This window comes from Azonexus sp. (assembly GCF_036170495.1).
Taxonomy (GTDB): Bacteria; Pseudomonadota; Gammaproteobacteria; order Burkholderiales; family Rhodocyclaceae; genus Azonexus.
In genome coordinates this window covers 1-13,279 of sequence record NZ_JAVHPH010000306.1, presented here as the reverse complement: position 1 = coordinate 13,279, position 13,279 = coordinate 1, and the positions used below count along the sequence as shown (strand labels likewise).

General features: G+C 64.0%; 12 protein-coding genes and 1 pseudogene. 3 read left to right on the top strand and 10 right to left on the bottom strand.

Annotated features, from left to right (window positions below; genetic code table 11):
• Window positions 1-1,153, bottom strand: a pseudogene (locus tag ADADOO_RS11325) (lytic transglycosylase); the annotation flags it as partial.
• Window positions 1,154-1,167: 14 nt separating this feature from the next.
• On the opposite strand from ADADOO_RS11325, the gene ADADOO_RS11320 reads away from it, so the two are divergent.
• Window positions 1,168-1,749: a 5-formyltetrahydrofolate cyclo-ligase gene (locus tag ADADOO_RS11320; RefSeq protein ID WP_511277615.1), complete on the top strand. Its 582-nt coding sequence runs from the start codon at window positions 1,168-1,170 to the stop codon at window positions 1,747-1,749.
• Here the strand turns inward: ADADOO_RS11320 and ADADOO_RS11315 are convergent.
• From ADADOO_RS11315 to ilvA, 9 genes are all read right to left on the bottom strand, one after another.
• Complete coding sequence (locus tag ADADOO_RS11315) at window positions 1,730-2,020, bottom strand: hypothetical protein (protein ID WP_511277614.1); 291 nt, start codon at window positions 2,018-2,020, stop codon at window positions 1,730-1,732. The two genes, ADADOO_RS11320 and ADADOO_RS11315, sit on opposite strands and share 20 nt — an antisense overlap.
• Window positions 2,017-3,147, bottom strand: a complete 1,131-nt coding sequence (locus ADADOO_RS11310; RefSeq protein ID WP_511277613.1) for a MalY/PatB family protein — start codon at window positions 3,145-3,147, stop codon at window positions 2,017-2,019. The genes ADADOO_RS11315 and ADADOO_RS11310 overlap by 4 nt, the downstream gene beginning before the upstream one ends.
• 7 nt (window positions 3,148-3,154) lie before the next feature.
• Window positions 3,155-4,087 carry a cysteine synthase A gene (gene cysK / locus ADADOO_RS11305; RefSeq protein ID WP_511277612.1) on the bottom strand — a complete coding sequence of 311 codons (933 nt, stop codon included), beginning with the start codon at window positions 4,085-4,087 and terminating at the stop codon, window positions 3,155-3,157.
• A 144-nt stretch (window positions 4,088-4,231) separates the two neighbouring features.
• The gene (locus ADADOO_RS11300; protein WP_511277611.1) at window positions 4,232-4,603 is read right to left on the bottom strand and encodes a helix-turn-helix transcriptional regulator; all 372 of its coding nucleotides are present in this window, start codon (window positions 4,601-4,603) and stop codon (window positions 4,232-4,234) included.
• The gene (locus tag ADADOO_RS11295) at window positions 4,600-4,857 is read right to left on the bottom strand and encodes a type II toxin-antitoxin system RelE family toxin (protein ID WP_511277610.1); all 258 of its coding nucleotides are present in this window, start codon (window positions 4,855-4,857) and stop codon (window positions 4,600-4,602) included. Before ADADOO_RS11295 ends, ADADOO_RS11300 begins: the two co-directional genes overlap by 4 nt.
• A gap of 107 nt (window positions 4,858-4,964) precedes the next feature.
• A complete protein-coding gene (locus ADADOO_RS11290) occupies window positions 4,965-5,573 on the bottom strand; it encodes a hypothetical protein (protein ID WP_511277609.1) in 609 nt (202 codons plus the stop codon).
• Window positions 5,570-8,575, bottom strand: a complete 3,006-nt coding sequence (locus tag ADADOO_RS11285; protein ID WP_511277608.1) for a class I SAM-dependent DNA methyltransferase — start codon at window positions 8,573-8,575, stop codon at window positions 5,570-5,572. Before ADADOO_RS11285 ends, ADADOO_RS11290 begins: the two co-directional genes overlap by 4 nt.
• 109 nt (window positions 8,576-8,684) lie before the next feature.
• A complete protein-coding gene (locus ADADOO_RS11280) occupies window positions 8,685-9,734 on the bottom strand; it encodes a nucleotidyltransferase family protein (RefSeq protein WP_511277607.1) in 1,050 nt (349 codons plus the stop codon).
• Between the two features lie 197 nt (window positions 9,735-9,931).
• Window positions 9,932-11,464 (bottom strand): threonine ammonia-lyase, biosynthetic, encoded by a 1,533-nt coding sequence (ilvA, locus tag ADADOO_RS11275; protein ID WP_511277616.1) that lies wholly within the window; start codon window positions 11,462-11,464, stop codon window positions 9,932-9,934.
• A 38-nt stretch (window positions 11,465-11,502) separates the two neighbouring features.
• On the opposite strand from ilvA, the gene ADADOO_RS11270 reads away from it, so the two are divergent.
• Both ADADOO_RS11270 and ADADOO_RS11265 read left to right on the top strand, forming a co-directional pair.
• Entirely contained in the window at window positions 11,503-11,925 is a 423-nt protein-coding gene (locus tag ADADOO_RS11270) for a YqaA family protein (RefSeq protein WP_511277606.1), read from the top strand.
• A gap of 192 nt (window positions 11,926-12,117) precedes the next feature.
• Window positions 12,118-13,279, top strand: a 1,162-nt coding sequence (locus tag ADADOO_RS11265; RefSeq protein ID WP_511277605.1) for a DUF3683 domain-containing protein, incomplete at its 3' end; no start/stop codon positions are given.

Genomic DNA, 13,279 nt, shown 5'->3' with positions numbered 1-13,279 from the left:
GCAGCGCGATCTTGCGATCAAGTTCCTCGTCGGCCAGATTGCCGTAGAAATTGGTCTGGCCGGCGATTTTCTCGAACAGCGCGTCGGCCTCCGTCGTCCGGCCGCCTGATTTGAGGGCCCGACCGAGCCAGTAAATCCACTCCGGGCGGCCGGCGAGTTCGGCCGGCATGGCCTCGATGGTGTCGCGAACGACGCCCCAGTCCTGGGCGCGCAGGGCGGCGCGGACCTTCCATTGCGCCCCTTCGTCCGACAGTGCAGCCTGGCCGGCGCTGGCATACCAGTCTATCGCCTCGGCCATGTGCTTCTTGGCGCCGAGCAGGGCGATCTGGCTCCAGGCCCACTGACGTTCCGATTCCTGCAGCTTGTTTTTGATCTTTTCCAGCTCGTCGGCGGCAATGCGCGGGTCGTTGGCGGCGAGGCGCGCGATGGCGAAGGCGGCGAGTTCGCGCCCGGCTCGGCTGGCCGACCAGTTGCCCGGCTGGCGGACGAGGTAGCGCATGGCGTTGTTGATGGCGCTGTCGAAAGCCTTGCTGTCCGGCATCTCGCTGTCCGGCAGATAACTCAGCGTCGTTTTGGCCCAGACCGGCCGATTGGCTTCAACCTGGCGGCGAGCGCGCGCCCAGACTTCATCGGCCGTGATGCGCTGGTTGACGACCAGCGCGTCCAAAACCGGCCGGCAGGATTCGGGCGGTTCGAGCATGGTCAGCCACCGCTTTTCGGCTTCGGCGATCGCTTTGTGGTCGTCGCGGGCGAGGCGTGCCTGCAGGCTGTAGCAGACGACATCGGGTTCGGGGGCGAGCATTTTGGGGAATTCGGCATCGACTTCGTTCCACATCAAACGTTTGCCGAGCCAGCGTATCCAGTCAGCGCGCAGCTTTTCGCCGACGTAGCTGCCTTCATTGCGTTGCAGGAAGTCGCGCAGGTTTTCCGGGTCGCCTTTTTCCATCCACATGCGCAGCCGGTAGTTCTCGGCGTACACGGCCAGTTCGTGGTTGCCGAGCTGGCTGCTGGCCTGCTCCAGCTTGTTGTAGTCGCCGGCCCGAAAGGCGTCGCGGGCGGTCAGGAAAGCGCTGTCGCCGTCGCTCTGGGCAAGGACCGAAAACGGGAGCAAACAGGGGAGCGCGAGGGCGATGAGGATGCGGCGAAACTTCATGCTAGATTAGTGCCATGGTTGAACCGAACGAGGATAACACGGCCTGGCGCCGGGCATTGCGACGCGACATGGTGGGGCGACGGGCGGCGCTCAGCGAGGCGGCGCATGGCGGGCTGTCGGGGCGCATTGTCGAGCATTTGCTGGCGGCCTTGCCGGTGCCCCGCATTGTCGCTTTTTGCTGGCCGATCAAGCATGAGCCGGATGTCCGGGCGGTGGTTGAAAGGTGGACGGCACTCGGCGCGCAGGCTGCGCTGCCCGTCGTCGTGGCCGGGAATGCGCCGCTGGCTTTTCGGGTGTGGACGGCGCAAACGCCCCTGACGCCGGACCGTTATGGAATTCCGACGCCGCTGGCCGGGGCTTTTGTGCAGCCTGACCTCATTTTGCTACCGCTTAACGGCTTTGACGGGGCGGGCTATCGGCTTGGTTATGGCGGCGGCTATTTTGACCGGACGCTGGCCGCGCTCTCCCCTCGCCCGCTGGCTGTTGGCGTTGGCTTCGAGACCAATCGGCTAGCCACGATCCGGCCGGAAAGCCACGATCAGCGGCTCGATTGGATCGTCACCGAAGCCGGCAGTTTCAAAATTTCAGCCGCCTGAGCTGCCAGACGGCGAAGCCCGTCGCCAGTCCGGCCAGCATCGCCAGCGTCGCCTGACGGAAATCGTAAAGTCCCGTTTGCAGGGCGAGGTTGAGCGTGTAGCTGTGGTGCAGCGCGAGGAGCAACGTGCCGATACTGACGGCGACCCACAGGCGCCAGCGCTCGCTGGGCAGATCCCGCCGGAGTGACGACTTCAACGCCCAAGCGCCGATAAGCGCCTGGCTCAGGGCGGCGATAAACAGGAAATAAAGGCTCAGCAGGTAGGTGTTCATGCGGCCCGGCAGGCCGCGCTGAAACGCTTGAGGGCTTCTTCCAGCGTGCTGCGCGGGCAGCCGAAGTTGAGGCGCAGCCAGCCCGGGGCGCCAAAATCGGCGCCGTCGGAAAGGCCGAGGCCGTGCCTTTCGAAATGCGCGGCCGGGTTGCTTAGCCCGAGTTCGCGGACGTCGATCCAGGCCAGATAGGTGGCTTCGACCGTTTTCATTTTTGCCCCTTTTTCCCGGTTGACCGTAGCCATCACCCAATCGCGGTTGGCGCGCAGATAACCGATCAATGCGCGGTGCCAGTCGCCGCCATCGCGGTAGGCTGCTTCGCAGGCGGCCAGCCCGAGGACATTCACGTCCGGGACGATGCCGTGCATGGCGTGTTCGAAGCGCTGGCGCAGGCTGGCGTCGGGAATGACCGCGAAAGCGCAGCCGAGGCCGGGGATGTTGAAGGTTTTCGACGGCGCCATGAGCGTGATGCTGCGTTTGGCGGCCTCTGGCGACAGGCTGGCGAACGGGATGTGGCGCTTGTCGGCGTCGAGGATCAGGCCGCAGTGGATTTCGTCGGAGCAGACGATCAGGTCGTGGGCTTCGGCCAGCGCCGCCAGTTCGAGCAGTTCGTCGCGGCGCCAGCAGCGACCGACCGGATTGTGCGGGTGGCAGAGCAGGAACAGCTCAGTGTCCGGGGTCAGCACGGCCAGCAACGCGGCATGGTCAAAATGCCAGCCGTCGTCGGTGCACGCCAGCTCGGCGCGGTTCAGCTTGCGGCCCGAGAACGGCGGGGCGGAGAGGAAGGGCGGGTAAATCGGCGTGGCCGTCAGCACCTCGCCATCGATGGCCCGACAGGCGACGTTGAGCCCGCTGACCAGCCCCGGCAGCCAGACGATCCACTCCGCTTCGATAGGCCACCCGTATTCGCTTTCGAGGTGAGTGAGCACTGACTCGGTAAGCGATGGCCATGGCCCGCCATAGCCGAAAACGCCGTGCTCGATGCGCCGGTGCAGGGTTTCGATGACGGCCGGCGGCGCGGCGAAATCCATATCGGCGACCCACAGCGGCAGGACATCGCGACCGGCGTACTTGCCCCATTTGATGGAGTCGGAGTGGCGCCGGTCGATGGGCTCGTCGAAAGAACTCAAACCCGGCTCAAACTTCGAGGTGCTGAAAGAGCACGGTCGACAGGTAGCGTTCGCCGCAGGACGGAATGATGACGACGATGTTCTTGCCGGCGTTCTCGGGGCGTTTGGCGACTTCGACCGCGGCCCAGCTGGCGGCGCCCGACGAAATGCCGACGAGCAGGCCTTCTTCGGTCGCCATGCGACGGGCCATGGTCAGCGCGTCGTCGTTCTTGACGCGGATCACCTCGTCGTAGATGGCGGTATTGAGTACGGCCGGGACGAAGCCGGCGCCGATGCCCTGGATCGGGTGTGGCCCCTTCTGGCCGCCGGACAGCACCGGCGAGGCGTCGGGTTCGATGGCAATGATCTGCACCTTCGGGTTCTTCGCCTTGAGCGCCTCGCCGACGCCGGTCACCGTGCCGCCGGTGCCGACGCCGGCGATGAAAATATCGACCTGGCCGTCGGTGTCGCGCCATATTTCCTGGGCCGTGGTGCTGCGGTGCACGGCCGGATTGGCCGGATTTTCAAACTGCTGCGGGATGAAATAGCGGGCATCGGCGGCAGCCAGTGCCTCGGCTTTCTTGATCGCGCCGCCCATGCCGTCCGGGCCCGGGGTGAGGATCAGCTCGGCGCCGTAGGCTTTGAGCAGGAGCTTGCGTTCGCGGCTCATGGTTTCCGGCATGGTGAACGCGCACTTGATGCCGCGTGCCGCGCAAACCATGGCCAGGCCGATGCCGGTGTTGCCCGAGGTCGGTTCGAGGACGACGGTATCCGGGCCGAGCTTGCCAGCGGCCTGGGCGGCGTCGAGCATGGCGACCGCAATGCGGTCCTTGACGCTGCTGCCCGGGTTGAAGAATTCCAGCTTGGCGAGCACCGTCGCGGCGCAGCCGGCGGTAACGCGGTTGAGCTTGACCAGCGGCGTGTTGCCGACCAGTTCAGTGACGTTGTTGGCGATTTTCATGACCGACTCCGGAAAGGGAAGCCCACAGTCTAAAACGACTGTTTCGCTTCGAAAAGAATCAAATCGAAGTTTCTTATAGCGAAACGTGCTGAGCTGGCGGCCGGCGAGCGAATGCTACGGTCGACCGGAAAATTCGGGCTCCGGCTAATCCTCCTGCAGATCGTCCACCCGCAAGGCTAGCGCGTCGGCAAGGGCCTTCAGCGTCTTCAGCGCTCCGACCCGCTTGCGGTTTTCGATCTGGCAAAGGTAGGCCTTGCTGATCCCGACTTTTCCAGCCAGCGCCTCCTGCGTCAGGCCGCGCTGCTCGCGCCAGACTTTCACCGGCTGCTCGCCGTCCAGCAAGGCGTTGGCCACGGCGGCAGGGATGCGGAAGCCATCGTCGGCGGCGCGCACGGTGTCGAACAGCGCCGCATCGTCGGCATCTTCCAGCGCAGCGGACAGACGCTCATACAACTCGATGGGAATCACCGCGAATTCGCGCTTGCCATCACGTTCGATAAATTGAATGCCAGTCATTGATAAGCACCTCCACGTGGCGCCACGGTTAGCACATGAATCACCAGCCGTCCGCCTTCGATTTCGTAAATCACCCGCCAGTCGCCCACCCGCAACCGATATGCCTCGCGACCGACCAGCTTCCTGACGTTGTTGTTCGCCGCGAAAGGGTCTGCCGCCAGCAACTCGATCTTGCCGCGAATCTGCAGCGACACGTTGCGCGGCATTGACTTCAAGGCCTTGACCGCATCGCGGGTGTAATCGATCTGGTACATGGAAGTATGTTAGCAAATCGCTAACTAAAAGTTAAATTCTTTTCGCGCAATTTCAGCACCTTCCAGATTCAAGGCTGGCTGGCAGGCGGCGGATGAACTCGTCCTGGTCACGGTTTGCGCGGCCAGCGGAAGTAATACCAGAAAGCCATCGGATCATGATCCCAGGCGGCGTAGATGCTACTTCCCTCAACCGTCAAATCTAAATAACGTCGGTCAGTGCTGGCGATCCTGGTCGCCAGGGCATCCGATACCGGCATATTCAGGCTGGCGAAACCGAGCAAAATAGTGTGAATCTCCTCCCGAGCGAAGATATCGAGTTGGTATTCCTCAATGTCTTCGCTGTAGTCGAAACCGGACTCGATACATCCGACTGAATGCTCCCAGTCGGCGACAGCTTCGGCCAGCGCCGCCTCCGAAATATCCTCCTCCCAGTCCAGGGTCAATTGCGGGCTACGGGTTGGCGTCGGGACGGCGAACGGCTGCGGTTCAGGAAGCCAGAGGGGAACCGGCAGCACGGCTTTTTCGCTGGCCGGGTGGAGGCAGGCCGGGCCAAAGGCTAATTCCTGGCCGGACTCGAAAGCCACCGAAACCGTGTAGAGCAATGGATAGGTTCGCAGGGCGTTGATACCCGTCACGACGCCTTCTGGCTGATCCGGGCCAAGGTACGTCAGAACTACCTTGTCGCCGACCTTGAAGGCGTAGGGCGTCTCACTCATGGCTGCCCGGCCCGTTCCAGATTCAACGCCAGCAGGCGGCGGAGGATTTCGTCGTCGGGGGTTTCGGGGGTGTAGTCGGGCCAGTCGTAGGCGGCGGCGACGGCCTGGTCGAGGGCTTTGTGGGCGAGGGCTAGCCAGGCCGCTTTGCCAGCCGACTTCGCGTTGTAGAGGTTGGTCAGGGTGCGCTTCTTGAGGTCGGCCTCGTGGCCGGGCTTGGCCACCGGGCGTTTCGGGAAGCCGGCTTTTTCCTCTTCCGGGGTGATCACCCAGTCGACCCACTCGGCCGGGTTGAGCCAGGCTTCGCGCAGTTCGTTCAGGCGGCGGGCGGCAGCGGCGATGTTGGCGGCGATGATCTCGCCGGCCATGCACGGCGGCGAGGCCTGACCGGCGACCGGGGCGGTGTCGCGCGGGGTGAGGCCAGGCGGGAAGGGGAAGGTTTCGAAGCAGGTGGTCGGGGTGTAACGCGGATCGTTGCCGACGCCGAGCCAGGTGCAAAGGCTTAACGACCAGAGCTCGTGGAAGCGGGAATGCAGGATGCCGAAGGTGGTGTCGTCGGCGCGGGCGATGACGCCAACGCCATCGTCGGGAACCGTTTGCGCATCGCGCCACGCAAAAATTCGGTATTTTGAGACTCGTGGTGTGACGATAAAGCGGGATCGAAGTGCAACCGCTCTGCGTAGGGCGGGCATAGGTTCAGAGAAGCGCCACCAATAGCGGCGCCTGATTTCGCGGTTGTTCTTTTCACGCTCCGGCTTTACGTTTTCGAGGACGTGACCAAATGGTAGTTCGTACAGCGCCGCCTCGCTTTCCGGCATTTCGTTCCCGAAATCAACGATCCACTTGTCCTGGCGCCTTTTGACTATGTCGGTGCCATTGACCCACGGCTTTACGACTTCGCTATTGGGGCTGCCGTGTGGGTTTGGCTGCTTTAGCCACAGGAAAGCTGTTTCACTTTGGATATCAAAGTCGCCGCCTTTTTTCATGCCCAGATATGCGGTCGAGGCATTTTCTGGCAGACGGATTGCTTTGGTCAGGTCGAGCCCCTCGCTGGCAGTCAAATCGGCATGAATCGCCCCCACTTTGGCGCCATCCAGCCGATTGCTACGGTCAACCGGAAAAATCGGCCCGAATCCGACCAGCGAAACGCGCACGGCTGCGCCGTCGTTGACCCATTCCTCGTCGCTCCAGGCTTCGAAAATGCGCGTCGTGTCGACAATGCGATCGAGCACCTTGCGGTTGGCGCCGCCCCGGATGGAGTTGGTGGAAACGAGGCCGGCGGCTTGCAGTTTTCCCGCTGCGATCTGGGCGCGGGCTTTTTCGAACCAGTAGGTGACGAGGTCGGCGCCACCGGGGACGCGGCCGTCGTAGGTGTTGCGCAGGGTTTCGACGTAGGCGGCGCCAAGTTCGCCGCGCATGACCGAGCCGCCGAGGAAAGGCGGGTTGCCGACGATGACGTCGGCGGTGGGCCAGATGGCTTCGACGGCGTTTAACCCATCCCCACCCCGACCCTCCCCTTGAAGGGGAGGGAGTGAGGCGGACTCCTCCCCCTTCAAGGGGGAGGCTGGGTGGGGGATGGGTGAGAAAGTCAAAAGCGCGTCGCGGTGTTCGATGCCGTCGAGCGGTTTGAGGATGGGGTTGATGGCGTGCGGGTAGCCGTTGCGGCGGCACCATTGGATGTCGCCGATCCAGACGGTGACGCGGGCAAGCTCTGCGGCGAATTCGTTTATTTCAAGGCCGAGGATGTTGTGCGGGCCGGAGTGCATGGACAGTTCGGGCTGCAGGCCGAGTTCCTGGGCGTCGATGTGGGCGCGTTTTTCGATGTCGCGAAGGGCTTTGAGGGCGAGGTAGAGAAAGTTGCCGGAGCCGCAGGCGGGGTCGAGGACGCGGAAGGCGTTGAGGCGGTTGAAGAATCCTTGGAGCAGGGTGTTGCCGTTTTGCAGGGCGTCGTTGGGGCGGTATTCGTTCTTTTTGCGCCCTTTGACCATGCCGAATTTGGGGGCGAGTTCGGCGATTTGCCGACGGGTGTTTTGCCATTCGGCGGCGAGCGGTTCGCTGACCAGCGGCTTGATCAGCTTGGCGATGGTGCCGGTATCGGTGTAGTGGGCGCCGAGCGGGGCGCGGGCGGCCGGGTCGAGGCCGCGTTCGAACAGGGTGCCGAAGATGGTCGGGTCGATGGCCCGCCAGTCCATGTCGGCGGCGGCGCGGTGCAGGGCTTGCAGGTCGGTTGCGGTCAACGCGGGAATTTCGATGTTTTTGAACAGGCCGCCGTTGAACCAGGCGATGTCGTGGTCGCCGTAGTCGCCACCTTTCCTTTGCATGGCGACGAACAGTTTTTCGATACGGCGGGTGGCTTTGTCGGCATCGTTGCCGGCGTGCTTGAGGAGGTCGGTGAAGATGCCGGCGGGGAGGAGTTGCTCGTCTTCGGCGAACATGCAGAACAGGCATTGGACAAGGAAGTGGGCGATTTTCTGCCCGTCCTGCCCTCGCCCGCGCATGGCGGCGGCGAGTTGGGCGAACTGGCCGGCGGCCTGGGCGGTGATCGCGGCGGTCGACTTCTCGGGACGCAGCTTTTCGGGGTCGGTGAACACCCATTGGAGGATTTGCCGGGCTTCCGGCTCGACCAGTTGTTCGATGCGGATTTCGCGGGCTTCGTCCGGGTAGCCGGTGAAGGCGGTGTGGATGACGATGTGTTCGCGGTCGCAGACGACGAGCAGCGGCGGGTTGTCGAGTTGCAGGGCGTAGTCGGTGAGCTGCTTCAAGGCGGCGCCGAGGTCACGCCCGGGCTTCTTATTTTCCCAGCCGAAGTGGCCGCGTTTCCAGACGTCGGCCCAGCCATCGCCACCGCCGGCCTTCTTGGCGCCGCGTTCGAAGCAGTAGCTGTCCGGGTCGCGCGGCTTGGCGACGCCGAGCAGGTCGCAGAGATCGTCAAAGTGGGCCTGCGCTCCGGCGCGCTCGGTGAGCGTGTTGTCTTTCCAGCGGGCGATGAAGGCTTCGGGGGTCATGGCGTGGCCGTTTTGAGGAAAAGACGCAGTTTAGCGATGCCAGCTGGATTGGGGAACGATTGCCACGGTCAACCGGAAAAGCAGGCTGAAATCGACATCGGCCAAGGGGTCACGGCAAGGGCAAACCAAGGCAGTCGGCCAGCAGATCCTGCACCTCCGGGTGGGCGGCGGCGCTCGCCCGCAGGCTGGCGCACAACGGGCGCAGCGGCTCGGTGATGGCGGCCGGCGCGGTTTCCCAGGCGGTGAGCATGGCCCACGGGTCCTCGGCGAGGACGACGGCGGCGAGGCTGAGGGCGAGCCGGCAGTCCACCGCGGCCTGCGGTGCCGCGCGGCGGCAGCTGGCCGATAGCTGGTGCCAGACCAGACGCGCCGCCTGCGGCAGGCGAACCGGGATGCAATGGCCGCCGGCGAGCAGCACGCCGGGCATCGGGGCGGCGAGCAGGTAGGCATGGTCGGGAATGGTTGTCGCCGACCAGGCCAGCCCCGGCGTCGAGACGGCCGCGCCAAAGCCCGGGCCGGCAACGAGAATGTCGGCCGGCATGGGGGCCAGGCCGGGCAAGGCGACGGCGGCTTGGGGAGAAAGCTCGGTCGGGGCGGCACTGCTCGGCACGGCGCTGGCTTCGGGTGCGGCGACGATGGGTAAGGTTGCTGTCAGTGGCTGGCGCAAAAATGCCTCCGGCGCGACCAGTTCAAGGCGCGGCGAGATCGCCGGCTCGCCGGCCGGCTGGCGCAGACGGGCGCCGAGTTCGTTGAGCCAGGCGATGCAGCCGAGGCTGCCGGCGAGCAGCAGGCCGCTTTCGAACGCGCCGAGGTTGTGCAGTTCAACCAGGGCGCGGGCGCTGGCCTTGTCGGCGACGTGAAAGCCGAGTTTGCGCAGCATGCCGACCTGACGGGCAGTCGATTCGGCGAAATCCATCTGCGCCCGCATGGCGTTTTCGGCGGCGTTATCGCCCTTGCGGCCGACCAGCGTTTCCGCCTGCTTGCCGGGTACCGGGTAATAGACCCGGTACCAGTAGGCGTAGCCGGTGCCGCGGCGTAGTTGCAAACTGCCCGGAGTGCCGGGCAGAAAGGCTCCGGCGGTGAGTGACCGCTCTCTAAGTGCCGCGTATTGTTGGCGGAAAGCGGGCTGGTTCGGGCGAAACAGGACCGGGGTTTTCATGGCTTACCCAATAAATACAGATATTGTTGGGTAAGTGTACATCAGGCAAATTTGGTTACCCAATGAAAGTTGATGTTATGGGGTAATTCGCGGTAAATAAGCCGCTTTCCCCACGGTCTACCGGGGAAAAGGCTCAAAATTGAAATGGCTGGCCAGCCAGCTCGAAGGGGGCTGGGCAGCCAGCCGGGCGGAATTTCTCAACCCAAAAACAGCTTGTAAGCCGGGTTCTGGCTCTCGTCCCAGTGGGCGTAGCCGAGGTTCTTGAGGAATTCTTCGAACTGTCCCATGTCGCCCGCCGGCACCTGCATGCCGACCAGTACGCGGCCGTAGTCGGCGCCGTGGTTGCGGTAGTGAAAGAGGCTGATGTTCCAGCCGGCGCTCATCTGGGTCAGGAAATTCATCAGGGCGCCCGGCCGCTCGGGGAATTCGAAGCGGTAAAGCTGTTCGTTCAGACCTTCTTTACACACTGCTGCGGCGTGGCCGCCGACCATGTGACGGATATGGTTCTTGGCCATTTCGTCGTCGGTCAGGTCGAGCGTCGGGTAGCCGTGCTTTTGCAGGCTGTCGACCAGCTTGAGCGATTCCTTGCGGTCGGCGACCTGGACGCCGACGAAGACGTGGGCTTCGCTGGCGGTGTGGTAGCGGTAGTTGAATTCGGTGACGTTGCGCTTGCCAATCAGGGCCAGGAATTTCTTGTAGGCGCCAGGCTTCTCGGGCAGCGTGACGGCGAAAACGGCTTCGCGCTGTTCGCCGAACTCGGCGCGCTCGGCGACGAAGCGCAGGCGGTCGAAATTCATGTTGGCGCCGGAGGTGACGGCGATCAGGTTTTTGTCCTTGAGCTTGTGCTGGCGGGCGTACTCTTTCGCGCCGGCCACGGCGAGCGCACCGGCCGGTTCGAGAATCGAGCGGGTGTCCTCGAAAACATCCTTGATGGCGGCGCAGATGGCGTCGGTGTCGACCAGGATGACCTCGTCGAGGTATTCCTTGCACAGCCGAAAGGTTTCTTCGCCGACCAGCTTGACGGCGGTGCCGTCGGCGAACAGGCCAACCTGGTCGAGACGAACGCGCTTGCCGGCGGCCAGCGACTGCTTCATCGCGTCGGCGTCGAAGGTTTCAACGCCGATGACCTTGATTTCCGGCCGCAGGCGCTTGATGTAGGCGGCCACCCCGGCAGCCAGTCCGCCGCCGCCGATGGCGCAGAAGATGGCGGTGATCGGGCCGTTGTGGCGCGAATGCTGGCGGAGGATTTCCATGGCCACGGTGCCCTGCCCGGCGATCACTTCGGGATCGTCAAAGGGATGGACGAAGGTCAGCTTCTCGGTTTTTTCGAGCTCAACGGCATGGGCGTAGGCTTCATCGAAGGAGTCGCCATGCAGCACGACTTCGCCGCCGCGCGAGCGGACAGCATCGATCTTGATGCCCGGCGTCGAGGTCGGCATGACGATGACCGCCCGGCAACCCAGCTTCTTCGCCGACAGCGCGACGCCCTGCGCGTGATTGCCGGCCGAGGCGCAGATGACGCCGCGCTTGAGCTTTTCGGCCGAGAGGCTGGCGATCTTGTTGTAGGCGCCGCGCAGCTTGAACGAAAACACCGGCTGCATGTCCTCGCGCTTCAGAATAATCTTGTTGCCAACCCGGGCGGAAAGGTTGTTGGCCAGGTCGAGCGGCGTTTCGACGGCGACGTCATAAACCTGTGCGTTGAGAACTTTTTCGAGATAATCCGGGTGCATTGCGCGCAACTCATTTAGGCAAAAGGGAGATTCTACGGGTGGAGTGGCTAAACGTCACGGCGGAAAGCGGCCTTTGGGGCCTGCTGGTGGCCAGTTTTCTCTCGGCGACGGTGCTGCCCGGCGGTTCGGAGGCGCTGTTGTGGGGCTTTTTGCACCTGCATCCGGCTGAAATGGGGCCGGCGCTGGCCCTGGCCACCGTGGGCAACACGGCCGGCGGCATGACGTCATGGTGGTGCGGCCGCTACCTGCCGCGCTGGCAAAAGCTCGAAAACCTGCCGCAGCGCGACCGCCTCGAACGCTGGGGCAGCCCTGCCCTGCTGCTCGCCTGGGCGCCGCTGATCGGCGACACGCTGTGCCTCGCGGCCGGTTGGTTGCGCCTGCATTGGCTTCCCTGTTGCGTTTTCATGGCCATCGGCAAGCTGGCCCGCTACTGGCTGATTGCCCAGACCGCCGTGAGTTGATGGTTCTAGCCGAAATCAATCGATGCCCACGGTCAACCCGAAAAACGGGCCGAAATTGGAATGCCGGCTGGGTCGGCAGTGGGCGGCCGCCAGGGAGGCTGAACCTTTGAGCGGCGGTGCACGTCTACCTGTCCCCGCGTGCTGCCCTGCAATACGCTAAAATCCACTTTTTGACGGACCCCGGCTGCCCCCATGACCGCCCGCTTGCGCGAAATACCTTACAACTACACCTCGTTTTCTGATCGCGAAATCGTCATCCGCCTGCTTGGCGCCGACAACTGGGCGGTGCTCGACGATCTTCGCACCGAGCGCGTCACCGGCCGTTCGGCCCGGATGCTCTACGAGGTGCTGGGCGACATCTGGGTCGTCCAGCGCAACCCCTACCTCGAAGACGATCTGCTCGACAATCGCGAGCGCCGCGATGCGCTGGTTAACGCCCTGCACCACCGGCTCAACGAGGTTGAAAAACGGCGCGAAGCAAGCGAAGGCGAGGACCCGGAACGGGCGGCCAAGGTCAAACGCCTGGTCGGTGCGGCGCGCCTTGCGGTCAACCGCTTTGCCGAACGTTTTGGCGAAACCCTGGATCTGCGCCGCAAGGTGACGCGCATCCTGAGCAAGCACACGCGCAAGGACAATATCGCTTTTGACGGCCTGGCCCGCGTCTCGCACGTCACCGATGCGACCGACTGGCGCGTCGAATACCCCTTCGTCGTGCTCAACCCGGACACCGAGGAAGAAATCGGCCACCTCGTGCGCGGCTGTATCGAAGCCGGTCTGACCATCATTGCCCGCGGCGGCGGCACCGGCTACACCGGCGGCGCCGTGCCGCTGACGCCGTACGCGGCGGTCATCAATACCGAAAAGCTGATCGACATCGGCCCGGTCGAGGAACTCGTGCTGGCCGGCCATGAAACGCCCTACGCGACCATCCGGACCGGCGCCGGCGTCGTCACCGAGCGGGTTTCCGAGGCTGCCTCGCTGGCTGGCCGCGTCTTCGCGGTCGATCCGACCTCGGCCTCAGCCTCCTGCATCGGCGGCAACATCGCCATGAACGCCGGCGGCAAGAAAGCCGTGCTGTGGGGCACTGCGCTCGACAACCTGGCCTGGTGGAAGATGGTCGATCCGGACGGCAACTGGCTCGAAGTCGAACGGGTCAATCACAATTTCGGCAAGATCCATGAGCAGGAAAACGTCGAATTCCGCCTCAAACGCTTCGATCCGTCGGGCAAGAAGCTGCTCGGCGAAGAAATCCTGACCCTGCCGGGCGCCGCCTGCCGCAAGATCGGGCTCGGCAAGGACGTCACCGACAAGTTCCTCGGCGGCATTCCCGGCGTCCAGAAGGAAGGCACCGACG

Excerpts from the sequence above, each read along its gene's own strand:
- ADADOO_RS11320 (WP_511277615.1), top strand. The coding sequence starts at position 1,168 with ATGGTTGAACCGAACGAGGATAACACGGCCTGGCGCCGGGCATTGCGA.
- ADADOO_RS11315 (WP_511277614.1), bottom strand. The coding sequence starts at position 2,020 with ATGAACACCTACCTGCTGAGCCTTTATTTCCTGTTTATCGCCGCCCTG.
- cysK (WP_511277612.1), bottom strand. The coding sequence starts at position 4,087 with ATGAAAATCGCCAACAACGTCACTGAACTGGTCGGCAACACGCCGCTG.
- ADADOO_RS11300 (WP_511277611.1), bottom strand. The coding sequence starts at position 4,603 with ATGACTGGCATTCAATTTATCGAACGTGATGGCAAGCGCGAATTCGCG.
- ADADOO_RS11295 (WP_511277610.1), bottom strand. The coding sequence starts at position 4,857 with ATGTACCAGATCGATTACACCCGCGATGCGGTCAAGGCCTTGAAGTCA.
- ADADOO_RS11290 (WP_511277609.1), bottom strand. The coding sequence starts at position 5,573 with ATGAGTGAGACGCCCTACGCCTTCAAGGTCGGCGACAAGGTAGTTCTG.
- ADADOO_RS11285 (WP_511277608.1), bottom strand. The coding sequence starts at position 8,575 with ATGACCCCCGAAGCCTTCATCGCCCGCTGGAAAGACAACACGCTCACC.
- ADADOO_RS11280 (WP_511277607.1), bottom strand. The coding sequence starts at position 9,734 with ATGAAAACCCCGGTCCTGTTTCGCCCGAACCAGCCCGCTTTCCGCCAA.
- ilvA (WP_511277616.1), bottom strand. The coding sequence starts at position 11,464 with ATGCACCCGGATTATCTCGAAAAAGTTCTCAACGCACAGGTTTATGAC.